Below are 25,062 nucleotides of genomic sequence, written 5' to 3'. Positions count from 1 at the left end.
AGTGATCCCCGACAAGAAAGATGTATCGAGCAACCAGGAAGTCCGTGGACACGAGCGAGAGCAGCACCCCGCCCGAGACCGGAGGCGACACCGAGGCCGAGCCCAACGCCGGGGCCACGTCCGGGACCACAGCCGAGACCGCGACCGAGCCCGAGACGGGGAGCGGGACCGAGGCCGAGGCCGACCCGGGGCCGCGGGAGCGCGCCCGCGGCGGCTGGCGCCGCTGGGCGATGGACACCCGCCCCCTGCGCCGGCCCGCCTACCGCCGCCTGTGGTCCTCCACGATCGTCACGGCCGTCGGCAGCCAGCTCACCGCCGTCGCCGTCCCCAAGCAGATCTACGACATCACCGGGTCCTCCGCCTGGGTCGGTTACGCCAGCCTCGCCGGCCTGCTGCCGATGGTGCTGTTCGCGCTCTGGGGCGGGGCGGTCGCCGACACCATGGACCGCCGCAGGCTGCTGCTGATCACCAACACCGGCATCGCCGTCACCTCGGTGCTGTTCTGGGTGCAGGCCCTCGTGGGACTGGACTCGGTGGCGGTGCTGATGGTGCTGCTCGCCGCGCAGCAGGCGTTCTTCGGCCTCAACTCGCCCGCCCGCAACGCCTCGATCGCGCGCCTGGTACCGGCCCACGAGCTGGCCGCGGCCAACGCCCTCGGCTCCACCGTCATGCAGACCGGCCTGGTCGCCGGACCGCTGCTGGCCGGGGCCCTCATTCCCGTCGTCGGCCTGCCCGAGCTGTACCTCCTCGACGCGGTCGCCCTGTGCGTGACGCTCTGGGCGGTCTTCCGGCTGCCCGCCCTGCCACCGCTCGCCGGGTCGGCCGCCCGGCGCGCCGGGATCCGGGAGATCGCGGAGGGCTTCCGCTACATCTCCCGCCACAAGGTCCTGCTGCTGTCCTTCCTCGCGGATGTCATCGCCATGGTCTTCGGCATGCCCCGCGCCCTGTTCCCGCAACTGGCCGCCGAGACCTACGCGCCCTACGGCGAGGGCCTCGCCCTGGGCCTGCTGTTCGCGGCGATACCCATCGGCGCGGTGCTGGGCGGGCTCTTCTCGGGCACCTTCTCCCGGGCCCGCAGACACGGCTGGATGGTCATCGGGGCGGTCGTCGCCTGGGGCCTGGCGATCACGGGTGTCGGACTGAGCGCCAGTCTGTGGGTCGCCGTCGTCCTGCTCGCCGTCGCCGGGATCGCCGACATGGTCTCCATGGTCTTCCGCGGGGCGATCCTGCTCTCCGCCGCCACCGACGAGATGCGCGGCCGGATGCAGGGCGTCTTCACCGTCGTCGTCGCGGGCGGCCCGCGGCTGGCCGACGTCCTGCACGGCACCGCCGGCGCGGCCTTCGGCCCGCGCGCGGCCGTCGCGGGCGGCGGCCTGCTCGTCGTCGCCGTGATGCTGGGGCTCGCCGCGGCGGTACCGGCGCTGCGCCGCTACCGCATCTGAGACCGGGGCGTCCGGGTGCGGGACACGGCGGGGACACCCGGCCGGACAGGCACCGGATCCTGAGGGCCTAGAAGGTCCGGCGCCGGTACTGCGTCCCGTACTGCTCCATCAGCCTGACCCGGGTCGTCTCCAGCCGGTGGGCGAGGATCTCGGCGACGATCCGTACCAGCGACAGCCCGAGCGCCGGATCCTCCTCGCACAGCTTGAGCACCGGCTGCGCCTCGAACTCGTAGGCGCGCACGGGGCTGAAGGCCTCCGCGCCGAAGTCCCACTGGTACGGCGGGAAGAGCCAGGACCAGCCGAGCAGGTCACCGGCGCCGAGACCGGCGACGGTCACCCGCTGTACGGAGGTGACCTGCTGGGTCAGCGAGACGGCGCCGGAGCGGATGACCCAGAAGCGGTCGGCCGTGCCGCCCGCCTCGAAGATCCGGGCGTCCTCCGGGAACGACACCTCCCGGGCGAGGGAGACCAGGCGCCGGCGCTGGGGCGGGGGCAGGGCGGTCAGCAGTTTCGTCGCTTTGGTCATGGCGCGGGCTCCTCGCCGGGATGGGGTGCCGGATCCGTCGGACGGCGCGAACCGGGTTCCCCTCCCACCCATTTCAGCCGCTGCGGACGCCCCGGGCACCTCGGCGTACGGAACTCGTCGCGACGGTGGCGCGAGAGCGGCGCGGGGGCAGAGAAAAGCCCTGGCTGGACGGGGGAAGCCAGCCAGGGCGGTCAGGGGTGGTGTCCGGGGGAGCGTCTCGACCCCGCACCACGTATGAAGGAACCGTAAACCACTCGTGGAGGTCCTGCGCAACGGAAACCGGGTTACGTGACCTGTTTCACTCCGCGTCCCGGGTGACGACCCTGACCGTCCCGAACTCCGGGTCGGTCGGATCGGGCAGGTTCATGCCCGCCTCCTTGCCGGTGCGCAGGTACCGCAGCACGGGCTCGGTCAGCCGTTCACCGGGGAGCACCGCGGGGATCCCGGGCGGGTACGGGGTGATCATCTCGGCGGCGACCCGGCCGGCCGCCTCGGACAGCGGCACGTGCTCGGCCGGTCCGAAGAACGCGTCCCGCGGCAGCAGCGCCTGAGCCAGTCGCAGTTCGGCCGGGTCCGGCACCTCCGTCTTCGGCGCGGACCCCAGGTCCGGGGCGGTGTGGGCGAGCTCCTTGAGGGCGGCGAGCAGCTCGCCCACCGTCTCCCGGTCGTCGGCGTGGGTGATCTGGGCGCCGATGCGGCGGTGGTCGGTCAGGTGCATGTCCAGGGACCGGTGCTCGTGCAGCCAGTCGGCGGCCTGGAACCCCGAGATGCCCAGCCCCTCGAGGTCGATGATGACCGGCAGGGGGTCGAAGTCGTCGGCCAGTCCCGGACCGCAGAAGTCGTCCCGGTCATTGACGTGCATCCCGCCGATCTCCTCGATCGCGGTCCGCACCTCGGCCGCCAGCCCCAGCGCCCCGCCCATCAGCTCCTCGCCGTGCAGGCACATCTGACGCCGCCAGCCGTCGAGCCCGGCGTACAGCAGGACCGAGGGGCTGGTGGTGCTCAGCAGGTCCGAGCGCGTCTGGAGCAGCTCCTTGGGGACGAGGCTGCCCTGGAGGTGGAAGACCGAGCCCTGCTCGAGGCCGCTGCCCATCTTGTGGATGCTGGTCACACAGATGTCGGCACCCGCGTCCATCGCCCAGGACGGCAGCGCCGGGTGGAAGGGCAGATGCGCTCCCCAGGCCTCGTCCACGACGAGCGGGACCCCACGGCGGTGGCAGACCTCGGCGATGGCCCGCAGGTCCGCGCAGGCGCCGTACGGCGTCGGACTGGTGACCAGGGCGCCCTTGGCGTCGGGATGGATCTCGAAGGCCTTCTCGAACGCCTCGGCGGACGGCGGATGGGCCAGGTGCCGCTCGGCGTCCCACCGCGGCTCGACCCAGACCGGCTCGATGCCGGACAGGATCAGGCCCGACACCACCGATTTGTGCGCGTCCCGCCCGATCAGCAGTTTCTCGTGGGGACCGGCCACGGACAGCATCGCGGCCTTGACCGACAGGGAACTGCCGCACGTCGAGAAGAACGTGTGGTCGGCGTGGACCGCGTCCGCCATGAGGTGCTCGGCGCGCTCCAGGACCCGCCCCCGCGTCAGCCGGTCGTCCAGCCCGCCCGACGCCAGCACGTCGCCCAGGAAGACCGCGTCCCCCAGGACGGCCCGCACATCGGGGTCGGCGCCGCGGGCCTGCTTGTGCCCCGGCGGCGAGAACGCCAGCCGCCTCTGGCGGTGGTAGTCGACGAGTGCTTCCAGAACGGGTGCGCGGGTGTGATCGACGCTCATGCGCACCGGGTTCCCGGGAGCCCGGCCGTCAATCGAGGCGGGGCCGCCGTCCCCCGCCCGCCGGCCCGGGTCAGGGCTCCACGGGACGGCGGCCCGGCGTCAGGATCTCGTTCATGACGTCGAGCACCGCCTCGTAGGACAGGGCCCGCACGTGCGCGTCGCGGGCCGCGTCCGGGTCGGTCCGCCCGAGTTCCTCGCTCCGGGACCGCCAGGTGCGCAACTCCTCGCCCGCGCAGGCCCTGGCGCGCTGGATCCGACGCAGCAGTTCGTTCGAGTCCACGACATCCGTCATGGAATCCGCGTACCCCAGAAAGGGCGGGGCGATGACCCGTTCCGGACACCGTGCGGCAGGTTTGGAAGGCCCTGGCTGGGCAGCCGGACCAAGAGGGCCGCGCCGCCCGGCAGGGAGAGGGCCGCGGCGGCCGCGGAGTCGGGCGAGCACCGACCGCCTCCGCCGACCCCGTCGGCGGCAGGTTCCTCCACACCGTCCGGGGCCCGGCGGCCGACCGCCGAAGAGGCCCGGAAGTCCCGGAGCCGCAGGGGCCGGGCGGTCCGGCGGCAAGCCGCCGACCGGTCCCTCGGGCCATCGACCACCGCGCAAGCACAGGGGAGCGAAAGGATGCGTGCCCACCACATCACCCACGGCACGGACGCACCGGACAGCCCGCGCCGGTGCGACGGACAGCCGCCGTGCCGCCCGTCGGACGTGCGCACCGCCGTACGACGCGCGGCCGCCGGACGCTGCGCGGCCACGGGCCGGCCGTACGACGAGGAGGCCCTCTCCGACGCCCTCCTCGTCGCCTCCGAACTGACCACCAACGCCATCCTCCACGGAGGCGGCGTCACGGGCTACGACGTCGATGTCGACGGACAGGCCGTGCGGGTGTCCGTCAGTGACCGCAGCGACCGCCTGCCCGTCGTCTCCGACCCCCTCGACGAACAGGGGCGGCGCCGCGTCGGCGGCCGCGGCTGGCCGATCGTCTGCCGGCTGGCCCGGGACGTCAGGGTGTCCGACCTGCCGTCCGGCGGCAAACGCATCACCGCCGTGGTGCCCGTGCACTGAGCCGCGCGGACGGCCGCCCGGGGCGTACGCCCCCGCGCGGCGTGCCGGAGGAACGGCGGACGGCCGGCGGGGGCCGGCCACGGCCGGTGTGCCGCCCTCGGCCGGTGCCGCGTGCGTCCACCCTCCCGTGGACGGGCGGCATGCGCCGAGCCGGGCCGGCCGGTGCGTGTCCTTGCCTGACGCGGCCCGGCGTGGCGCTTGTGCCGTGCCCGCGGCAGGTTCCGGCCCGGTTCCGGCCGCCGTGGGTGTGCCGTGTCCGGCGGTAGCACGTGCCTGGCTGTCCACGCGCGAGGCTGACCCGCCGTGGCCGTGCGCACCCGCCGTCGCCCGTACGGGCCGTGCGCCCCGCCCTCCGACCGCTGAGGCGTCGCCCGGCCACGAGAGACGGCGCGCTCCGGCGGCCCTGGCCCTGGCCCTGGCCCTGGCCCTGGCCCTGGCCCCGGCCCCGGCCCCGGCCCCGGCCCCGGCCCCGGCCCCGGCCCCGGCCCCGGCCCCGGCCCCGGCCCCGGCCCCGGCCCTGGCCCTGGCCCTGGCCCTGGCCCTGGCCCTGGCCCTGGCCCTGGCCCCGGCCCCGGCCCCGACCCCGGCCCCCGGTCCCGAGACCGGCCGATCCGTGCCTGGCGCCCGGTCCCGAGACCGGCCGATCCGTGCCTGGCGCCCCTCCGGAGGCGGGGCCGGCGCTTGCCGCCCCACGCCCATGGCCCGGCACCCGGTGCCCGGCGCTCATGGCCCCGCGCCCATGGCCCGGAGCCCCGCCCGAGCCCCGCGACCCGCGCCCTGACGCCGTGACGGGCGTCCGGACCCGTCTCTCCGGGACGGGACCCGTGTCTCCGGGACGGGACCCGTGGCCCCGGGACGGGGACCCGCACCGGCACCCCGCGTCCTGAGGCCGGCCACCCCAGCCCCGCGCCCGGCGGGCCCGCCCGTGCGATCCACCACCTGTGCCGACGGCCCGCGAACCCGATCCGGACCGCTTCCCGGTCTGCGGAGTTTGTTCCTCCGGGGGCAGGGCAGACGGAGGTTCGTGCTTCGGACCGGAGGCGCGTCAACGGGAGCGGCAGAGCTGCTCCGGGGCGCTCCGTATGCCCCGGACGACAGCCTCCCTCCCGTGGTCAGACCCTGAAACGACCGTTCAGGAGCGATTCCGCATGCTCATCGAGATGTCGACAAGCCGACCTGCTACGCCTGCCACGACCACCGCGCAGTCACGCCGACCCCACGACGACGCTCCCGACACCGCCCGTCTCTTCGTCCGCCTCACCTCCCTCGAGGACGGACCCGAGCGGGACGCCGTGCGCGACGAGATCGTCACGGCCTGGCTGCCCATGGCCCACCGGATCGCCGGACGGTTCCGCGACCGGGGCGAGTCCCTCGAGGACCTCCGGCAGGTGGCGGCGCTCGGCCTGGTGAAGGCCGTCGACCGCTTCGACCCGGAACGCGGCGCCTTCGAGAGCTACGCCGTCCCGACCATCACCGGCGAGATCAAGCGGCACTTCCGGGACCGGATGTGGGCGCTGCGCGTCCCCCGCCGGGTGCAGGAACTGCGCAACAAGGTCCGCGTGGCCCGCCGCGAACTCGCCCAGCACCCCGGCGCGCCCGAGCCCTCCGTCGCCGACATCGCCGCCCACACCGGGCTCACCGAGGAAGAGGTCGGCGCGGGCCTGGAGGCCCTGGAGAGCTTCAGCACCCTCTCGCTGGACGCCGAGCTCCCCGCCGGCGACGACGGCTACAGCCTCGCGGACACCCTGGGCGGACCCGACGCCTCCTACGACATCGTGGTCGACCGAGAGTCCGCCAAGGAGAGCCTGCGCCGCCTGCCGGAACGCGAGCGGGCCATCCTCTACATGCGCTTCTTCGAGGACATGACGCAGAGCCGCATCGCGGACCGCCTCGGCATCTCCCAGATGCACGTCTCCCGCCTCATCAGCCGCAGCTGCGCCCAGGTGCGGGAAGAGGCCCTCGGCCGCCCCGGCGGCCGGAGCTGAGCCCGTACCGGCGACCCGCGCACCCATCCCTCCCCTCTGTGACGGACAAGGAGTCCCACCGATGCTGATGCCCCACCCGGCCGTCCTGCGCAAGCTCGTCGACGAGTACGAGACCGTGACGGCGACCGGTCCGGCCGAGACGGACCCACGGGCACAGGACCTCGCCTACACGCTGTGCGTCTCCACCGGGACGCGGGACGTCACCCTCGCACTGGAATCGGCCCGCCGCTGGCTCGCCGCGGCGGCCGAGGCGGACGCGGCGACGCGGCCGCACACCGACGACGGGCCTCGCGTGTACGCGTGAGCGGCCGGGCCGGGCGCCCCATCGCGGTACGTCACCGCGGTGGGGCGCCCGCGTGTGCGGGGCCCGAGCCGGGGCATCCGAAATCCCGAGTCTTCCGGGGAGGTCGAGAATGAACGCGAGTGTCCTGGCGCGCAACGGCAGGGCGGGCGCCGAGCGCGCGGCGCGGGGGTCGGGCACGAAGTGGGCCGCCAGGGCGGGACTGACCGCACGCGGCGTGATCTACCTGCTGGTGGGGGCGCTGGCCCTGCAGATCGCCTTCGGCCACGAGGAGCGGCAGCAGGCCGACCGCCAGGGAGCCCTCGCCGAACTGTCCGCCCGGCCCTTCGGCTCCGTGCTGCTGTGGGCGCTGGGCACCGGTCTGGTCGGCATGGCGCTGTGGCGGCTGTCCGAGCTGGTCTTCGGCTCGGTCGGGCCCGAGGGGCGGAAGGCGCGGAAGCGGCTGCTGGCACTCGTCCGGTGCGTCTTCTACGCCTTCGTCGCCTACTCCGTCCTGGCGTTCGCCGCGGGATCGGGCAGCGGGGGCGGATCCAGCGACGAGCAGTCCCGTGACGTCACGGCCCGCGTGCTGGAGTGGCCGGCGGGGCAGTGGCTGGTGGGCGTGGCCGCCGTCGGTGTCGTCGTCGCGGGTCTGTGGATCGGCGGGCGCGCCGTCCTGCGCTCCTACCGGGACAAGATGCGGATGGGACAGATGTCGCCGGGCGTGCGACGGCTGGTGGACTTCACCGGCGTGGCCGGCGGCGCGGCGCGCGGCCTGGTGTTCGCCGCCGCGGGCGCCTTCGCCGTACGGGCCGCGGTCGACTACGAGCCCGACGAGGCCAAGGGACTCGACGACACGCTGCGTTCCTTCGCGGACACCCCGGCCGGGCCGGGGCTGCTGGCCTGCGTCGCGGCCGGTCTGGTGCTCTTCGGCCTCTTCTCGTTCGCCATGGCCCGCTGGCGGAAGGTCTGACGTCCGGCTGCCGGGGAACCCGGGGGAGATGAACGAATCCGAGTTCCCGCCGGACGGACGACCCGTGGACATGTACCTCGACCTCCTCCGCGTCCGCATGGACAGCGAGGACTACGCGATGCTGCTCAAGGTCGTCGCGCCCGCGTTGCGCGCCCTGGACGCACAAGCCCCCGAGAGCCTCGACTTCGCGCTGGACCCGCAGGACACCGAGGATCTGCCGCAGGAGATCCGCGACGAGGCCGCCCTGGTCATCGCCACCGCCGTCACCGGCCGGCTGGACAACCAGCTCGTGGAGATCAACGTCGACGGGACCGGCCCGGTGCGGGTCGTCACCGACGCCGTCACCGCGTCCGACCCGGAGCGGCTCGCCGAGATCGCCGGCTGCATCCGCCGGCGTCAGAGCGACACCGAGGAACTGCGCGGGATCGCCGCCGCCAGCGGCATGCCCACGGACTTCTGACCGCCCCGGGCCGCCCGTGGACCCCGCCGGCTGGCCCGGCCAGGCCACCGCCCGGCCACCGTCCCGGCCGAACCCCGGCCGGGACCGGCCCGGGGCCGCTCCGGCCTGGTCCGGCCGGACCGGACCGGCGACCACTGACCGGCCCTCCGGTCCGTCGCCTGCCCGGCTGCCAGGCCACCCAGCGGCCCCGGCTGCCAGGCTGCCCAGCGCCCCGGTCACCGCTCCGGTGGTCGGGACACCGGGACGGCCAGTGGCCGGGCCAGGCCGACCACGGCTTCGTCCAGGCGTTGCAGGTGCCGCAGCACGCGGTCGGTGACCCGGCCGTAGCGGGGCGTCGCGGGCCCGCCGGGCTCCAGCAGCGCGGCGATGCTCGGGCCGGTCCGCACCTCGGCGGTACCGCCTCGCTCGGCGACGTGCGCCGCGAGCGTGCGGATGTTGTCCAGGTTGCGCCGCCCGGCTGTGCGCAGCCGCGGGTCCGCGGCGATGGACGGATGGGTCGGCAGCAGCTCGGCCGTCGCCGCGAGGGACCGGGCGTGGTAGGCGCAGGTCTCCAGCAGGGCGACGACGTACCGTGCGGTGTCCCGGCGGGTCCGCAGCGGGGTGACCGGATGGGTCAGCGGTTTCGTGGCTGCCCGGAGGTCGGCCAGCGCCTGGTCCAGGTCGCGGGCCCGGTCCAGCAGATCGGCGGGAGGGCCCCCGCTGAGCTGGTCGACGGCACCTTCGGTGACGTCGGCCAGCCGCTCCAGCACCGTCGTCAGCAGTTCGTTCGTGCGCCGGTCGGTGTGCACCGGCAGCACCAGCGCGGCCGCCACCACCCCGCAGACCACCCCCAGCGCCGTCTCCTCGATCCGCAGCACCAGCACCGACGGGCTGTAGGTGTGCAGCAGCGTGTACAGCACCCCGAGCGCCGCGGTGACGAAGAACGACATGAGGGTGTACGACAGCGGCGCCGTGTAGAACATGGCGAACACGCAGACCAGCACCACGGCGAACGCCGTCACGGTGTGGTGGCCCACGACTCCCGCGAGCCCGATGCCCGCGATCACGCCCAGCACGGTCCCCAGGAGCCGCCGGTAGCCCTTGACCAGGATCTCCCCGGTCGAGGCCGTGTTGATGAACACGATCCAGCAGGTCAGCACCGCCCAGTACCAGCGGTTCGTCGACAGCAGCTCGCCGCCGACGATGGCCAGTGAGGAGCCGACGGCGACCTGCACGGCCGCCCGGGTCGTCGGCCTCCGCAGCCCCGTGGCCTCCGCCGCCTCCGCCTCGGCGTCCTCCCCGGCGATGGCGGCGTCCTCGGCGTCCAGTTCCTCGCGGGAGCGGGCCGTCTCGGGGCTGTCGTCGGACTCGTCCTGGGGCCCGTCGAGCGCGATCCGCAGGCCGAGCACGGCCCGGGCCGCCTCGCCGACGCCCCGGAAGACGTCCTGCACGGCCGGGGAGGCGACCGGCAGGTTCTCCTCCTCCCGGTAGCCGAGCAGCCGGTTGCGCACCTGCGCCAGACCCGTGCCGTCGGCGACGGGATGCCGTACCAGCAGGCGCAGCGCCCCCAGGTCGCGGCGGAGCACGTCGGTCGCCTCGTCCCGCACCGGCAGCCGCCCGCTCGCGGGGAACGGCGCGCCGGGCAGGTGCAGGGTCAGGGTGTGCGTCCGCTCGGCGCTGCGTGCCGTGAGCAGCAGCAGACCGAGCCGTTCGGCGGCGATCTCCGCGTCGGCGATGCGGCGCTGCACCAGCCGGGCGGTGGCCTCGTCCGGGGTGCCCTCCTCCAGCCGGCTCTGGATCATCATGGCCGTCTCGTGCAGCCGGGCGGTGCCCTCGCGCACCTGCGCCAGCACCTTCTCCACGTCGTCGGGGCCCGCGTCGAGCAGGTCCAGGTGCGCGTCCAGCAACTGCGCCAGCCGCGCCCGGAAGGCGTGCCGCAGCCGTGCGAGGATGCCCGTCGGCGTCTGCGGCACCAGCCCGAACCGCGCCACCGCACTGCACCCGAACGCGACGACGATCGTCCCGCACAGGCCGGGCAGGGTCGCTCCGGTGGCCCCGACGAACAGGGACATGAAGTACACCTGGAAGCCGATCAGGCCGAGCGCGGTGCCCCGGTCGCCGAACCGGCGGCCGTAGACGGCGCAGAAGATGAGGACGACGAAGAAGACGTCGCCCGCCACCACCCGCGAGCTGAGCAGGGCCGCCAGGGAGACCGAGGCGAGCGCCACGGGCAGGCCCAGGGCCAGGGTGACGGCCTGGGCGCCGCGCTGCTTCTCCCGGATGGCGAACGTGGCGACCATGGCCGCGATGGCGCCCGCCACCAGGTGCGTCACGTCCGCGCCCAGCGAGGCGAGCACGGCCAGCGTCAGGGCGATCGCGCCGACCGTCCGGAGCCCGGCCGCGAGCCGCAGCAACCCCGGATCGGACGCCAGGATCCGATCCCACACCCTCGTCCCGACCGACCGTGCCGCCTTCACGCCGCCGTACTCTCTCCCGCCTCGTCCCACCCGCCCGACGGCCGGTGGCTCTCACACACCCGGAGACACCGGATCCCGGACCCGCGGGCTCGCGGATCCGCGACCTCACGGATCCGCGACCTCACGACCCCACCGAACCTATCGGAGTCCTTCGGCGCCTCCCGCACCCGCCCGGGCTCACCCGTCCCCGGGCGGCCGCGTGCCCTCCACGTGTGCCCGCACCTGCTCCGGCGTCAGGTAGCTGTCGGTGTACTCGAAGTCCTTCAGCTTGGCGGGCCGGCGCGCCTGGAAGCCGGTGCGGACGAAATCGTCGCCCGCGACCGCGTTGAGCGTCCAGTTCGTCAGCACCCGCGCCTTGGCGACGCCCGTGCGCAGCGCGCTCCAGTGGTACCCGCGGGCGACGGCCTGCGCGGGCAGCCCGCGCAGTTCCACGCCGAGGGGCTTGGAGACCGCGTCGGTGCCGCCGAGGTCGACGACCAGGCCGAGGTCCTTGTGCACGTACGGCTTCATCCCCTGGCCCCGCAGCGTCCCGATGACGTTGTCGGCGACGGCCCGGCCCTGCCGCATGGCGTGCTGCGCGGTGGGCGGGCAGACGGCGCCCGCCTCGCCCTTGGCCTCGTCGGGCACCGCGGCGGCGTCCCCGAGCGCGAACACCCCGTCCTGGCCCGGCAGGCACATCTCGGACGTGACCGCCAGGCGCCCGCGGACGGTCTCCGCGCCGAGGGTGGCGATGAGCGGGCTGGCCACGACACCGGCGGTCCAGATCAGCGTGCGGGTGGGGACCACCCGCCCGTTGGTGAAGGTGACCTCCTCGGGACCGGCCTTGGCGATGGACGTCCCCAGCGAGATCTCGATCCCGCGCCGGCGCAGCACCTCCTGGGCGCTGCGGCCGAGCCGGTCGCCCAGCTCCGGCATCAGCTTCGGGGCGATGTCGATGAGGTGCCACTTGATCAGGCCCGGGTCCAGCCGCGGGTAGCGCTTGATCGCGTTGTGCGTGAGCAGTTGCAGGCAGGCGGCGGTCTCGGTGCCCGCGTAGCCGCCGCCGACGACCACGAACTGCAGCCGTGAGGCCCGTTCGGCGGGGTTCTGGCTGGCGTCGGCGAGGTCGAGCTGGGTGATGACGTGGTCGCGGACGTAGGCGGCCTCCGCGAGCGTCTTCATCCCGAAGGCGTGATCCGTCAGCCCGGGGATGTCGAAGGTCCGGGTGACACTGCCGGGAGCCAGCACGATGTAGTCGTACGGCTCGTCGACGATCTCGTCGGTGATGGTCCGGACGACGCAGACCTTCGACTTGAGGTCCACGCCGATGGCGCCGCCCGGGATGATCCGGGTGCGGTACTTGCTGCTGCGGCGCAGCGAGAGGGCGATCGACTGGGGCGTCAGCACGCCGGAGGCGACCTGCGGCAGCAGCGGCAGATAGAGCTGGTAGCTGAACGGTGTCACCAGGGTGACGTCGGCCTCGTCGGGGGCGAGCCTGCGCTCCAGGCGCCGCACGCACCCCACCCCCGCGAAGCCCGCACCCACCACCAGGATCCTGGGTCGTGTCACGATGTCCATCCCTTTCTGCGGCTCCGGGCGGTCTGCCTCGACGTCATGCGCGTGCCCGCCGGACGGCCCCTTCGCACCTGATCGGTCCGGTCGGCGCCGGTCCCGTCGATCCCACCCCGACCGGAGCGGTTCCGCCAGCCGGGCGGCGCACGCAGACGAACGTTTCTTCCGAAGAAACCGACGTACCCGTCAATGGACCTGTGTACGCCCGGGCCCTTCGGGTAGCTCGACGTACATGACAAGTGCGGTGGCCGGAGGGTAGCGGCGTGGGGTGCGCGGAGGGCTCCGAGAACGACCGGGGGGAGACCCGGGAAGCGGCGGCTCGGCGGGTCGTGGACGCGGTGGAGAGCCTGGTGGCCTGCTGGCTCGCGGCCGCCGAGGAGACCGCGCCCCGGCTGCCCGACCGGCAGCTGCTCGCCCTCAGAACGGTGCGGCGCAGCCCGGAACTCAATCTGACCGGCCTCGCCGAGCACCTCGGCATCGGGCTGCCCACCGCGAGCCGCCTGTGCGACCGGCTGGAGGCGGCCGGGCTGTTGGAGCGGACCGTGCAGCCACGCAACCGGCGCGAGGTGCAGCTCATGCTGACCGCCTACGGCCGGCGTGTCCTCGCGGACGTCACCGACCGGCGCGTCCGCCGGCTGGCGGCCGTGTTCGAGGGCATGACGACGGCGCAGCGCACCGCCCTGGAGCACGGTCTCTTCGCCTTCCGGCAGGCCAACACCGACACACCGGACACCTGACAGGCCTCCGGCCCCGGCCCCGGTCCTGGCCCGGCCTCCGGCCTCCGGCCCCGGCCTCCGGCCCCGGCCTCCGGCCCCGGCCTCCGGCCCCGGCCTCCGGCCCCGGCCTCCGGCCCCGGCCTCCGGCCTCAAGCCCCGGCCTCCGGTCCTGGCTCCCGGCCTCCGGCCCTTGCCCTCGGCTCCCGGCCTCCGGTCCTGGCCCTCGGCCCCCGGCCCTGGCCCCCGGCCCCCGGCCTCCGGTCCTGGCCCCCGGCCCCCGGTCCTGGCTCCCGGCCTCCGGCCCTGGCTCCCGGCCTCCGGCCCTGGCTCCCGGCCTCCGGCCCTGGCCCTCGGCCCCCGGCCTCCGGCCCTGGCCTCAGGTCTCCGGCCCTGGCCCTGGCCTCAGGCCCCCGGCCTCAGGCCCCCACAGTCACCGCCCCCGTCCGGCTGTCGATGTGGCTGAGCAGGAGACAGACGTCGTCGTCGCGCTCGGAGTCGCTGAGCATCGGGTCCAGGATGCGCTCGGCCGACGCGTCCAGGTCCGTGTCCAGCTCCTCGGTGCGGAACGCGCCGAGCGCCGCCGCGAGCCGGGCGATGCCCGGGTCTATGCCGTGGGCGCGCCGCTCGACCAGGCCGTCCGTGTACAGGGCCAGGGTCGACCCCGGCGCCAGCGGGACCGTGTGGTCGGCGATCTCCTGCCGCAGCGGGATGCCGAGCATCGCCCCCGGCTTGGCGTCCAGCGTGCGCACCCGCCCGTCCGGGTCGCGCAGCACGGGCGGCGGATGTCCGGCGGCCGCCCACGTCAGGACGGGTTCGCCCGGCTGGAAGCGGGCGATGACGGCCGTCGCGTACAGGTCGGGCTGGAGGTGGTGCAGGAAGGTGTGCAGCCGGGTCAGCAGCACGCCCGGGCTGCCCCCGTCCACGGCGTAGGCCCGCAGCGCGGTGCGCAGCTGGCTCATCATCACCGCCGCGTGCAGCCCGTGCCCGGTCACGTCGCCGATCACGGTGATCAGGCTGCCGTCGGGCTGCCGGAACGCGTCGTACCAGTCGCCGCCGATGTTCAGCCCGTACGTCGCGGGCAGGTAGCGGGCCGCCAGCCGCAGCCCCGGGGTGGTCGGCAGCTCGGTCAGCAGGGCGCGCTGGAGCGTCTCGGCGATGTCCCGGTTGTGCTCGTAGCGCCGCGCGTTGTCGAGCGCGGTGCTGGCCCGCCGGGTCAGTTCGATCAGCATGACGGCGTCGTCGGGGTCCCAGCGCTCGCCGGGCGGCGTGAGGGTCAGCACGCCCAGCGGCGCGCGCCGCGTCGGCAGCGGCACGCACAGCAGCGGCCGCCGGGGGTGCAGCGCAGACGGCGGCTGGTCGTCCACGCCGGACAGACCGCCGGGGTGGTCGGCCGCGTACTGGGGCCGTCCGGTGCGGGCGGCTGTCACGGCGGCCGCCGGGTGCGGGACCGAGGGGTGGCGGTCGTCGTCCCCGTCCTCGAAGAGCCAGACGTCGACCGTGCCCGCGTACTCGGGCACCAGCAGTTCGGGCAGCCGGCGCACGATCTCCTCGTGGTTGAGGGAGGCCGTCAGCACCGCGCTGGCGTCGGCCAGGAACCTCAGCCGGCGCCGGGCGCTCTCCGCCTCCTGCCGGGCCGCACGCTCCGCCGCGAAGGCCTCGCGCTGGGCCCGCCCGGCGGCGTCCAGCTCGGCGTGCAGCGCCAGGACGCCCTGGTTGGTCTGGTGCAGCTCCTCCCGGTGGAAGGCGACCAGTTCCTCCTGTTCGGCGAGCCGGTCCAGGACGAGCCCGGTGTCCTCGTCGGCGCCGAGCAGGGCCTCCGCGAGGACTCCGGGGTCGTCGGCGACCAGGGCCCACGCGGTGGCGTCCGCGGGTTCGGGGCAGTCCACGGCGACCTGCCAGGGCGGTTCACCGGCGGCGAGGGCGGGGGTGACATCGGCCCGCAGCAGCCCGTCGGCCGTCTCCAGGGTGAGCCGCCAGGTGCCGCCCTTGGTCAGACACTGGCGCAGCCGTCCGCTGAGCGCGGTCGCCAGCCGCGTCCGCTCCAGGGGCGCGACGCCGAACGCGGCGGCCAGGCGCGCGGCGGCGATCCGGGCGCGTGCCGCGTCGGTGACGGAGGTGATCTGCCAGGTACGCATCATGGGCGGTCCGCCGGGGTCGGGGACAGGACGGCCACGGCGGTGTCGTCACGCACCGGGCGGGCGGGGCTGCTGGCGTCACGCACGATCACCGCGGCGGTCACCGCCGGGTCGGCGGCCGGCAGCAGGGGGTCGGACGGCGGCACCCAGCGGCTGGGCAGACCGTCGCTGTGCAGCACCAGCACACGGTCCGGGGCCCACACGGCCTCGGTCTCGGTCAGGGTGGCCGGGCGGTGCACGCCCACTATGCCGGGCCGGGAGAGCAGATGGCGCCAGGAGTCGCCCTCGCGCAGCCGTGCCCCCACGTTCCCGATCCCGGCGCACCTCAGCCGTCCGGTCCGTACGTCGACCTGGGCCAGCGCGACCGCCGCGCCCCGCGTGCCGCGCAGCGCGCCGTCCAGGCGGCGCAGCACCTGAGCGGGTCCGAGGTGGGCCGAGCGGCGCAGTTCCTCGACCGCGGCGGTCGAGGCGCGGGCCGCCTCAGGGCCGTGCCCCAGCCCGTCGGCCAGCATGAGGGTGTACCGGTCGTCGGCGCGCACCCACGTCCAGGCGTCCCCGGAGAACTCGTCACCGGCGAACGGCACGTTCACCCCACCGGCCCGCACGGGCACGGGCTCCCCGGTGTCCGCCGACGCCGCCGCGCCGACGCGGGCCAGTGCGACCGTGCCCCGTCCGGGGACGCTGTGCAGGTGGAAGTCGTCGGCCACCCGCCGGCAGGTGCCCAGACCGGCCCCCAGGGAGCCGGCCGTGGAGAACCCGTCGCCCAGCGCGGCCGGTACGTCGGCCATGCCCGGCCCGTGGTCCACGGCGGCTATCTGGACGACGGCCCCGCCCCGTCCGCCCGGCGGGGCGACCGTGTCCACGAGCAGCCGGCCGCCGCCGGCGTGCTTGAGGAGGTTGGTGGCCAGCTCCGTCGCCACCAGCGCGGCGGCCGCCGCGCGCGACTCGTCGAGGCCCACGCGCGCCGCGGCCTCCTCCGCGGCCACGCGCGCGTCGCGCACCCGCGTCGGGTCGTGCACCGGGACGTCCCACACGCGCGGCATCAGAACTCCTCACGCGGCCGGGGCGGGCGGGCCGCCCACGAGGTCACCGTCACCGTCGTACCGGCACCGGGCGTGCTGTCGATGGCGAAGTCGTGCACCAGCCGCCGCGCGCCGCCCAGACCGAGGCCCAGCCCGTCGCCGGAGGTGTAGCCGTCACTCAGCGCCTGCTCCAGGTCGGCGATGCCCGGACCGTCGTCCGAGAAGACCAGCCGCAGTCCCCGGTGGTGCCCGTCGGAGACGGGCGACGCGTCCACCTCACCGCCGCCGCCGTAGACCAGCGTATTGCGGGCCAGTTCGCTGGCCGCCGTGACCAGCTTCGTCTGTTCGACCAGACTGAAGCCGAGCGCGGCGGCCGCCTGCCGCACATGCTGCCGCACCCACACCAGGTCCCGCTCCGTGCGGATCGGCAGGCGGGCCTCGATGCCCGCGGCGGTCCCGCTCACCGGGGCTCCCGGCGAGGGCCGCGCGGGACGGACGCGCCGTCCAGGCCGAGGAGTTCCAGGGCCGCCTCCGTGCTCAGTGCGGTCCGCAGCCCGGGGAGCGTCAGTCCCAGCTCCACCAGGGTGAGGGCGACCGCGGGCCGCATGCCGGCCACGACGGTCTGGGCGGCCAGCAGCCGGGCGTTCGCCGCGATCTCGGCCAGCACCCGCCCGAGGAAGGAGTCGACGATCTCCACGCCCGAGATGTCGATGACCACGCCGGTCACCCGGCTGCCGGCGATCGCCTCCACGATGTCCTGCTGGAGTTGTTCCGCCGCGCCGTCGTACAGGTCCCCCTGCAACGTGACCAGCAGGACGTCACCCAGCCTGAGCACCGGCACGGGCACCGCGCCGGCTGGGGAGAAGTGGTCGTTCACCGTGGACCCGCACCACCGGGCGTCGTGTGCACGATGTCGGCGCCGAGCCCGTTGAGGGCGTACGACAGGGCGTCGGCCAGGCCGGCCCGGGTGACCACGGTCCCCAGGTCCAGTCCCAGGTGCACGATGGTCTGGGCGATCGCCGGCCGGATGCCGGAGACGACGCACTCCGCGCCCATCAGCCGTACGGCGGCCACCGTCTTCATCAGGTGCTGCGCGACCAGCGAGTCGACCGTCGGCACCCCGGTGATGTCCAGGATCGCGAAGCGGGCCTGCTGGTCGACGACCGCCTCCAGCAGCGTCTCCATCACCACCTGGCTGCGCGCGCTGTCGAGCGTGCCGATGAGCGGGACGGCGACGATGCCGTCCCACAGCCGGATCACGGGCGTGGCGACCTCCAGCATCTCCAACTGCTGCCGGTCACTGCGCGCCCGCGCCTCGGTCAGCGCGGTCTCCATCACCACCAGCCGCAGCGTCCCCATGAGGACGGTCAAGGCGGTGGTGCAGTCTCTGAGGTGCTCCGCCGTCGCGTCCGGCAGGTCGGCGACCAGAAGGTCCACGGCGTGGATCCGCAGGGCGTCCACCTCGCCGCACACCTGGGCGGTGGTCCGGCCGGAGCGGGACCGGGCGGCCGTCATCCGCGCCAACTGCTCGCGCACCGCGCCGAATCCCGGACTGTCGGAGTCCTCGACCCGGCCGGTGCGGGCGACCTGGGCCAGGGCGTCCGCCACGCTCCGGCCCGCCTCCACCGCCTCCTCGCGCGCGACGGTGTACACGGTGCGGAACAGGGGTTCGTCGGCCCACCGCTGGGCGATCTGCTCCCGGCGGCGGCTCAGGAAGGTTCCGATCTCGTCGGCCGGTGTTCCGTTCGGTGCGGCCGCTTGGTGCTCCGGCACTGCCTCACTCCTCGTCTGCTTTCCTGCCGCCGCGCTCCTGCCGCGCACGGCGGGGGACGTGACTCTTGCCGGGCGACAACCCTAACCACGGGCCGATCGCCCACGACACCCCGCTCCGGCCCGGCAACCCGCTCGTGCGGCGGCCGCCGTGACACCTGCCCGAAGGGGCGACGCGTGTTCGACGGCCGAGCGGTCCTCGTTCCAACGGCTGCGCCCCTCACCGGAGTTCGGCCAGGTCAGTGGTCCGCCCACTCTGTTGCCTCGCGCCTATGGTTGTCAAACGGCAACTGTCGGCCGGAGGGCGGGCCGCCGGTCGCCGCGCACCTGCGGGTTCGCGGTGTGCGGCGGCCGGCCGGTCAGGCCCCTTCGTCACCCGGGGCGGCCTGCGGACGGTCGATGAGCGCCAGGGCGTCGTCGACCTTCTCGGACACCGGCACGGTGAGGCTGACCCCGGTGAGGTCCAGCACCCGGCGCACCGCCGGCGTGGGATTGATCACGTGCACGGTGCCGGGCAGCTCCCGCGCCTCCTGGTACACCCGCAGAATGATGTTCATACCGGACGAGTCCATGAACGGCACCGCCGACAGATCCAGGAGGAAGTGGCGTCGGCCGTGATGGAGCTGGTTGGCCAGATGGGCCTGGAACTCGGTCGCGGTGTCGAGGTCCAGATGCCCCTCGACCGTGACCAGGGCCACGTCGTCGCGGGGCAGGGTGACCTCGACGGACAGCGGGTTCTGGGCGATGGACACGAGTACCTCCGAAAACTGACGGTCCGGGCCGTGCGGCCCGGCGGGCGACTGCGGTACGACGCGAGAGCCGGGTGGAGGCGGGACGCCCCACCGGCCACACGGCCGGTGTCGCTTCCCCTCTTCACCTGCGGCTCTCGCGTCGTACCGCGCCCGAGCGGATACCCCGGAACCGTCCCCGCATGCACCCGCCCCGTGGGTGACCCGGAGGACCCCGCGCTACCCCAGCCTGATGCCCACGATGCAGGTGTCGTCGTCCGTGTCGGACCTGCTGTAGGTCAGCAGCCGGTCCAACTGCTGGTCCAGCGTCGGCGGAACCGTGCTGACCTGGCTCAGCAGGTGCGTCAGCGACTCCTCCACCGACCGGTCCCGCCGCTCGATCAGCCCGTCCGTGTACATCAGCAGCGTGTCGTCCGCGGCGAGCTGGATCTCCTCCTCCTCGTACGTCGTCTCCGGCACCGCCCCCAGCAGCATGCCCTTCAGCAGCGGCAGCGGCAGCGGCGCGGCGCCCGAGGCGCGTACCAGGACGGGCGGCAGATGGCCCGCCCGGGCCCAGCGCAGGGTCCGCCGGACCGGGTCGTACAGACCGCACACCGCCGTGGCCGTGACCGCGCCCGTCAGATGGTGCGCGACGATGTTCAGCCACGACAGCAGCTGGCCCGGCCCGGCACCGGTCACGGCCAGCCCGCGCAGCGCGTTGCGCAGCACCACCATGCTGGTCGCCGCCTCGATGCCGTGCCCGGCCACGTCCCCCACGCACAGCATCACCAGCCGCGAGGGCAGCACCACCGCGTCGTACCAGTCGCCGCCCACCAGGTGCTCCTCCTCGGCGGGCCGGTAACGGACCGCCACCTGGAGACCGGGGGCCTCCAGCGGTGGCCGGGTGGGCGGCATGATCGCGTGCTGGAGCTGGAGCGCCAGCCGGCTGCGTTCGCTCGCGTGCTGCTCGGTCTGGGCGAGCTGGTCACGGGTGGCGGCGAGCGCCACCTCCGTCCAGTGCTGGGCCGAGATGTCCTGGTAGGCCCCGCGCAGCGCGACCAGCCGGCCGTCGGTGTCCAGCACCGGCTCGGCGACGATCCGCATGTGCCGGGTCACCCCGTCGGGCCGCTGGAGCCGGAAGGCGGCGGAGGCCGGACGGCGGTTGTGCAGCAGCGTGCGCAGGAACCGGCCGATGGCCACCGCGTCGTCCGGATGGGCGTACGCCGCCAGTTCCTCCAGCGGCACCGGGGCGCTCGACGGGTCCCTCCCGTACAGGGCGAACATCTGCCCGTTCCAGGTGGTCTCGCCCGTCAGCACGTTCTCCTCGAAGCCGCCGATACGGCCGAGGCGCTGCGCGTGCTGCAACAGGCTCGCCAGCCGTGCCGTCTCGTCCTCGATGCGCCAGATCAGCAGCACACAGGTGCCGTGCCGGCTGATGCTCAGATCCGCGACCGCCGACAGCGGCACCTCGTCGACCAGCGCGGTCAGACTCATCCGGCGGGCGCGGAACGGCTCGCCGGTGGCGTGGACGCGCTCGATGCGCTGGAAGAGGTCGCTGCCGCCCGCGGCCATCGGGTACGCCTCCAGCAGCAGCGCGCCGTTGACCACCGCGCGCGGCCGTCCCGCCGGGTCCAGGAACCGGTCGTTGACGTGCTGGATGCGGAAGTCCACCAGCTGTCCCGCCGCGTCGACGTGCGGCACCAGCACGAGCGCCGGGTCGTGCAGCCCGTCCGCCAGGTCCATCAGCTCCGCCGCGTCCGGCAGCATCCGTGGCTCCGCGTCGGCGCCCGCACCGCGGGGGTAGGTCTGGAGCGTGTGCGCGCACAGCTCCGCCAGCGCCTCCACCTGCCGCACGACCTGGGGCGGCTGCGGCTCCAGCGGACCCGGCCACGCGATCTCCAGGACCCCGTGGACCCGCCCCCCGGTCCCGGCGGGCAGGGCGACCCGGCCGCCGTCGGGGTACAGGTGCCGGCCGATGGTGGGCAGCCCGGTCTGCGCCAGGGACGCGATCCACTGCGCCGAGCGCTCGGTGAGCCCGTGGCGGGCCACCGTGAGGACGTCCGGGGGGACGTAGCGCCAGCGGGTGGCCTCGCCGGCGGGGAAGCCGGCGCTCCCGGCCAGCGTCAGCGACCCGTCGGAGCCCGCCGCCCAGATCGCCACGGCCACCGCGCCCAGCGGGCCCAGGGCGTGCTGCAGCAGGGAGTCGGCGACCGCCTGGGCGTCGTGCGCGGCCAGCGCCCCGCTCTCCGCGGCCCGCAGCCGTACGGCCGCGGAGGTCTCGACCGGCGCCCCGGCACCCGAGACGGTCGCGAAGAAGGCGTCGGTCACCTCCGACACCCGGTCCTTGGCGGCCTGGTTGATGACGTCCACCGCGAACTCCAGCGGCGACATCCCGGCCTGCTCCGCCAGTTCGGTCAGCTGCCGGGCGGCCTCGGCCGGCCCGCACCCCAGCCGCTCCACCAGGATGCCCTTGGCCAGCTCGACCAGCGCCCGCCCCTCGGCCTCCGCCTGCGCCGCCCGCACCTCACGGCGCAGCCGCTCGACCGTGGCCGCGAGGCGGCCCACCGGGGTGGGGTTCGCGCCCTCGGACCCGCGGCCGGCCCCCGGTGCGGAGGCCGGCGGGGCGGTGGCGACCTGTGCCGGCACCGACGGGTCGGTGCCGGCCGGTGCGAGGGACGACGGGTCGACGGAGCTCCGGACCGGCGGTGCCGGTCCGTCCCCGGTCCCCGGGGAGACGGAGGCCGACGGCGCCGGCCCTGCCGGACCGTCGTGCCGGTCGTGCGGCTGTTCGGGAATGCTCACGGTGCGATGACTCCTCGGCCGGGACGACCGGCGCTCGGAAGGACGGCCGCGCTCAGGCGGTCAGCCAGCGGCGGACGCAGGACATCAGGTCGTGGGTGTCGACGGGCTTGGTCACGTAGTCACTGGCCCCCGAGGCGAGGCTCTTCTCCCGGTCGCCGGGCATGGCCTTGGCCGTCACCGCGATGATGGGCAGATCCGCGTACCGCGGCATCGTACGGATCTCGGCCGTGGCCGTGTACCCGTCCATCTCCGGCATCATCACGTCCATCAGGACCAGGGCGACGTCCGGGTTGCCGCGCAGCGTCTCGATGCCCTCACGCCCGTTCTCCGCGTGCAGCACCCGGATGCCGTGCAGCTCCAGGATGCCGCTCAGGGCGAACAGGTTGCGCGCGTCGTCGTCCACCACGAGGACCGTACGGCCCACGACGGCGTCGTCGACGGGCGGGGGCCCCACGGGCTGCGGCTCGTCCGGCCGGACCAGGGCGAGCACGTCCCCGGGCTCCTCGGCCGACAGGTGCAGCGTGATCCGCTCCCGCAGCTCGTCCAGGCTGGAGAGGAACTCCAGCGGCCGGCCCGCGGCCCGGGACTGCAACGTCTCCTCCTGGGCGAGGTCGGCACGGTGGCCGCTGTGCACCAGGACCGGCACACCCGCCAGCGCCGAGTCCCCCTGGAACGCCTCCAGGAAGCGGGAGGCCTCCGCGCCGGGCATGCCCAGCTCCAGCACCACGCAGTGGCACGGCTCGGCGGCCAGCGCCCCGGCCGCCTCCTGCGCCCCGACGGCGGTGACGATGTCGACCGGCGGCGGCGGGCTGCCGTCGTCCCGGCCGCGCGCGATGTCCGCCACCACGCTCTCGGCGACCAGCGTCAGCAGACCGCGCGGACGCTCCTCCACCACCAGCAGCCGGCGGGGCTTCTGCGCGGACGCGCCGGACGCCGACGGCAGGGCGCCGGAGGCGGGCGACGCGAGCGGCACCGGCTCGTCGTCCGGCCTGCGCTCCACCGCCCGTCCGTTGCCGGCCGGCTCCTCGAAGTCCACCCGGGCGACCGGCAGGTAGAGCGTGAACGTGCTGCCCTTGCCGGGCGTGCTGTCCACCGTCACCGCACCGCCGAGCAGATGGGCGATCTCGCGGGTGATGGACAGTCCCAGTCCGGTGCCGCCGTACTTGCGGCTGGTGGTGCCGTCGGCCTGCTGGAAGGCGCCGAAGATGGTCTCCAGGTGCTGCTCAGGGATACCGATGCCGGTGTCCCGCACCCGGAAGGCGACCACCGTGCCGCCCCGCACCACGCCCTGGGGCACCTCGTCGGCGGCCACCGGCTCGATCCGCAGCTCCACACCGCCCTGCTCGGTGAACTTGACCGCGTTGGACAGCAGGTTGCGCAGCACCTGGCGCAGCCGGGAGTCGTCGGTCAGCAGGTCCGCGGGGGCCCCGGCAGCCGTGTTGACGGAGAACTCCAGGCTCTTCTGCGTGGTCATCGGCCGGAACGTCGCCTCGACGTACTCGATGAGCTGCCGCAGCGGCACCCGCTCCGGGGAGACGTCCATCTTGCCGGCCTCGACCTTCGACAGGTCCAGGATGTCGTTGATCAGCTGGAGCAGGTCCGAGCCCGCGGAGTGGATGATGCCCGCGTACTCCACCTGCTTCGGCGTCAGGTTGCGCGACGGGTTCTGGGCGAGCAGCTGGGCGAGGATCAGCAGGCTGTTGAGCGGAGTGCGCAGCTCGTGGCTCATGTTCGCCAGGAACTCCGACTTGTACTTCGACGCCAGCGACAGCTGCTGCGCCCGCGCCTCCAGCTCCTGCCGGGCCTGCTCGATCTGGAGGTTCTTCGCCTCGATGTCCCGGTTCTGCGCCACCAGCAGGGAGGCCTTCTCCTCCAGCTCGGCGTTGGACCGCTGCAACTCCTCCTGCTGCGACTGCAACTCCGCCGAGCGGGCCTGGAGTTCGGCGGTCAGCCGCTGCGACTCGTCGAGCAGCTCGTCGGTGCGGGCGTTCGCCACGATGGTGTTGACGTTGACGCCGATGGTCTCCCGCAGCTGCTCCAGGAAGTCCCGGTGGATCTGGGTGAACGCGCTCACCGACGCCAGCTCGATGACCCCGAGCACCTGCCCCTCGAACAGGATCGGCAGCAGGATCAGCGCGCTCGGCTCCACCTTCCCGAGCCCCGACGAGATCGTGACGTACCCTGCCGGCAGCTCGTCGACCGTGATCGTACGGCGGCTGCGCGCGGCCTGGCCGACCAGCGAGCGGCCGAACGGGATACGGGTCGGGCGGTCGTCGTCGTCGGGGTAGCCGTAGGCGCCCACGAGCCGCAGCTCCGGCCCCCGACCGTCCTCCTCGGCGAGGTAGAAGGCCCCGTACTGGGCCGACACCAGCGGCACCAGCTCGTCCATGATCAGCTCGGCCACCACGGGCAGGTCCCGGTGCCCCTGCATGAGGCCGGAGATCCGCGCGAGGTTGGTCTTGAGCCAGTCCTGCTGCTGGTTGGCCCGGGTGGTCTCGCGCAGGGACTCCACCATCGAGTTGATGTTGTCCTTGAGCTCGGCGACCTCGCCGGAGGCCTCCACGTTGATCGACCGCGTCAGGTCGCCCTCGGCGACCGCGCTGGTGACCTCGGCGATCGCCCGGACCTGCCGGGTCAGGTTGCCGGCCAGCTCGTTGACGTTCTCCGTGAGGCGCTTCCAGGTGCCCGAGACGCCCTCCACCTCGGCCTGGCCGCCGAGGCGTCCTTCGGTGCCGACCTCGCGGGCGACGCGGGTGACCTCGTCGGCGAAGGCGGAGAGCTGGTCGACCATCGTGTTGATCGTCGTCTTGAGTTCGAGGATCTCGCCGCGGGCGTCGACGTCGATCTTCTTCGACAGGTCGCCGCGGGCCACGGCCGTGGTCACCAGCGCGATGTTGCGCACCTGGCCGGTGAGGTTGTTGGCCATCGAGTTGACGTTGTCGGTGAGGTCCTTCCAGGTGCCGGCCACGTTCGGCACGTGCGCCTGGCCGCCGAGGCGTCCCTCCGTGCCGACCTCGCGGGCGACGCGGGTGACCTCGTCGGCGAACGCCGAGAGCGTGTCCACCATCGTGTTGATGACGTCCGCGAGCGCGGCGACCTCGCCCTTGGCCTCGACGGTGATCTTCTGGGACAGGTCGCCGCGCGCCACCGCGGTGGCGACCTGCGCGATGGACCGCACCTGACCGGTCAGGTTCGACGCCATCACGTTGACGTTGTCCGTCAGGTCCTTCCAGGTGCCCGAGACACCCCGGACCGTGGCCTGCCCGCCGAGATTGCCGGCCGTGCCGACCTCGCGGGCGACGCGGGTGACCTCGTCGGCGAAGGCGGAGAGCTGGTCGACCATCGTGTTGATGGTGTTCTTCAGTTCGAGGATCTC

Annotated in this window: 20 protein-coding genes; 7 read left to right on the top strand and 13 right to left on the bottom strand. The window is 74.3% G+C overall.

The window, feature by feature from the left end:
- Window positions 1-20: 20 nt before the first annotated feature.
- Entirely contained in the window at window positions 21-1,442 is a 1,422-nt protein-coding gene (locus tag ACIP67_RS34820; RefSeq protein ID WP_401697250.1) for an MFS transporter, read from the top strand.
- 67 nt (window positions 1,443-1,509) lie between these two features.
- On the opposite strand, the gene ACIP67_RS34815 is transcribed toward ACIP67_RS34820, so the two are convergent.
- From ACIP67_RS34815 to ACIP67_RS34805, 3 genes are all read right to left on the bottom strand, one after another.
- Window positions 1,510-1,968: a cyclic nucleotide-binding domain-containing protein gene (locus tag ACIP67_RS34815; RefSeq protein WP_401697249.1), complete on the bottom strand. Its 459-nt coding sequence runs from the start codon at window positions 1,966-1,968 to the stop codon at window positions 1,510-1,512.
- Between the two features lie 298 nt (window positions 1,969-2,266).
- Window positions 2,267-3,745 (bottom strand): aminotransferase class I/II-fold pyridoxal phosphate-dependent enzyme, encoded by a 1,479-nt coding sequence (locus tag ACIP67_RS34810; RefSeq protein ID WP_401697247.1) that lies wholly within the window; start codon window positions 3,743-3,745, stop codon window positions 2,267-2,269.
- Between the two features lie 70 nt (window positions 3,746-3,815).
- Window positions 3,816-4,037 carry a hypothetical protein gene (locus ACIP67_RS34805; protein ID WP_401697245.1) on the bottom strand — a complete coding sequence of 74 codons (222 nt, stop codon included), beginning with the start codon at window positions 4,035-4,037 and terminating at the stop codon, window positions 3,816-3,818.
- Between the two features lie 327 nt (window positions 4,038-4,364).
- Between ACIP67_RS34805 and ACIP67_RS34800 the strand changes: the two genes are divergently transcribed.
- The 5 genes from ACIP67_RS34800 to ACIP67_RS34780 all read left to right on the top strand — a co-directional run bounded on the left by ACIP67_RS34800 (window position 4,365) and on the right by ACIP67_RS34780 (window position 8,506).
- Window positions 4,365-4,808 (top strand): ATP-binding protein, encoded by a 444-nt coding sequence (locus ACIP67_RS34800; protein ID WP_401697243.1) that lies wholly within the window; start codon window positions 4,365-4,367, stop codon window positions 4,806-4,808.
- Window positions 4,809-5,956: 1,148 nt separating this feature from the next.
- Window positions 5,957-6,793 carry a SigB/SigF/SigG family RNA polymerase sigma factor gene (locus tag ACIP67_RS34795; RefSeq protein ID WP_401697241.1) on the top strand — a complete coding sequence of 279 codons (837 nt, stop codon included), beginning with the start codon at window positions 5,957-5,959 and terminating at the stop codon, window positions 6,791-6,793.
- Between the two features lie 61 nt (window positions 6,794-6,854).
- Window positions 6,855-7,097 carry a DUF5133 domain-containing protein gene (locus tag ACIP67_RS34790; protein ID WP_401697239.1) on the top strand — a complete coding sequence of 81 codons (243 nt, stop codon included), beginning with the start codon at window positions 6,855-6,857 and terminating at the stop codon, window positions 7,095-7,097.
- A gap of 109 nt (window positions 7,098-7,206) precedes the next feature.
- Complete coding sequence (locus ACIP67_RS34785) at window positions 7,207-8,046, top strand: DUF1206 domain-containing protein (protein WP_401697238.1); 840 nt, start codon at window positions 7,207-7,209, stop codon at window positions 8,044-8,046.
- A gap of 28 nt (window positions 8,047-8,074) precedes the next feature.
- Complete coding sequence (locus ACIP67_RS34780; RefSeq protein WP_401697237.1) at window positions 8,075-8,506, top strand: hypothetical protein; 432 nt, start codon at window positions 8,075-8,077, stop codon at window positions 8,504-8,506.
- Window positions 8,507-8,721: 215 nt separating this feature from the next.
- Here ACIP67_RS34780 and ACIP67_RS34775 read toward each other — a convergent pair whose 3' ends face one another.
- Window positions 8,722-10,932 (bottom strand): FUSC family protein, encoded by a 2,211-nt coding sequence (locus ACIP67_RS34775; RefSeq protein ID WP_401697235.1) that lies wholly within the window; start codon window positions 10,930-10,932, stop codon window positions 8,722-8,724.
- Window positions 10,933-11,139: 207 nt separating this feature from the next.
- Window positions 11,140-12,519, bottom strand: a complete 1,380-nt coding sequence (locus ACIP67_RS34770) for an NAD(P)/FAD-dependent oxidoreductase (RefSeq protein ID WP_401697233.1) — start codon at window positions 12,517-12,519, stop codon at window positions 11,140-11,142.
- Between the two features lie 257 nt (window positions 12,520-12,776).
- Here ACIP67_RS34770 and ACIP67_RS34765 point away from each other — a divergent pair, with 257 nt between their 5' ends.
- Window positions 12,777-13,250 carry a MarR family winged helix-turn-helix transcriptional regulator gene (locus ACIP67_RS34765; RefSeq protein ID WP_401697231.1) on the top strand — a complete coding sequence of 158 codons (474 nt, stop codon included), beginning with the start codon at window positions 12,777-12,779 and terminating at the stop codon, window positions 13,248-13,250.
- A 395-nt stretch (window positions 13,251-13,645) separates the two neighbouring features.
- On the opposite strand, the gene ACIP67_RS34760 is transcribed toward ACIP67_RS34765, so the two are convergent.
- The 8 genes from ACIP67_RS34760 to ACIP67_RS34725 form a co-directional block, all read right to left on the bottom strand.
- Entirely contained in the window at window positions 13,646-15,367 is a 1,722-nt protein-coding gene (locus ACIP67_RS34760) for a PP2C family protein-serine/threonine phosphatase (RefSeq protein ID WP_401697230.1), read from the bottom strand.
- The gene (locus tag ACIP67_RS34755; protein ID WP_401697228.1) at window positions 15,364-16,407 is read right to left on the bottom strand and encodes a SpoIIE family protein phosphatase; all 1,044 of its coding nucleotides are present in this window, start codon (window positions 16,405-16,407) and stop codon (window positions 15,364-15,366) included. Before ACIP67_RS34755 ends, ACIP67_RS34760 begins: the two co-directional genes overlap by 4 nt.
- Complete coding sequence (locus ACIP67_RS34750) at window positions 16,407-16,850, bottom strand: anti-sigma regulatory factor (protein WP_401697227.1); 444 nt, start codon at window positions 16,848-16,850, stop codon at window positions 16,407-16,409. The genes ACIP67_RS34755 and ACIP67_RS34750 overlap by 1 nt, the downstream gene beginning before the upstream one ends.
- Complete coding sequence (locus tag ACIP67_RS34745; protein WP_401697226.1) at window positions 16,847-17,263, bottom strand: STAS domain-containing protein; 417 nt, start codon at window positions 17,261-17,263, stop codon at window positions 16,847-16,849. Before ACIP67_RS34745 ends, ACIP67_RS34750 begins: the two co-directional genes overlap by 4 nt.
- Complete coding sequence (locus tag ACIP67_RS34740; RefSeq protein WP_401697225.1) at window positions 17,260-18,159, bottom strand: STAS domain-containing protein; 900 nt, start codon at window positions 18,157-18,159, stop codon at window positions 17,260-17,262. The genes ACIP67_RS34745 and ACIP67_RS34740 overlap by 4 nt, the downstream gene beginning before the upstream one ends.
- Window positions 18,160-18,515: 356 nt before the next feature.
- Window positions 18,516-18,908, bottom strand: coding sequence for an STAS domain-containing protein (locus ACIP67_RS34735; RefSeq protein ID WP_401697223.1), 393 nt, complete (start codon window positions 18,906-18,908; stop codon window positions 18,516-18,518).
- Window positions 18,909-19,124: 216 nt separating this feature from the next.
- Window positions 19,125-21,686 (bottom strand): SpoIIE family protein phosphatase, encoded by a 2,562-nt coding sequence (locus ACIP67_RS34730; protein WP_401697222.1) that lies wholly within the window; start codon window positions 21,684-21,686, stop codon window positions 19,125-19,127.
- A 52-nt stretch (window positions 21,687-21,738) separates the two neighbouring features.
- The coding region (locus ACIP67_RS34725) for a HAMP domain-containing protein (protein WP_401697221.1) at window positions 21,739-25,062 on the bottom strand (3,324 nt) is incomplete at its 5' end.

This window comes from Streptomyces sp. NPDC088812, assembly GCF_044750285.1.
In the GTDB taxonomy this organism is placed as follows: Bacteria; Actinomycetota; Actinomycetes; order Streptomycetales; family Streptomycetaceae; genus Streptomyces.
The sequence above is the reverse complement of the archived record's forward strand: the minus strand, read 5'-3'. Positions and strand labels throughout refer to the sequence as shown.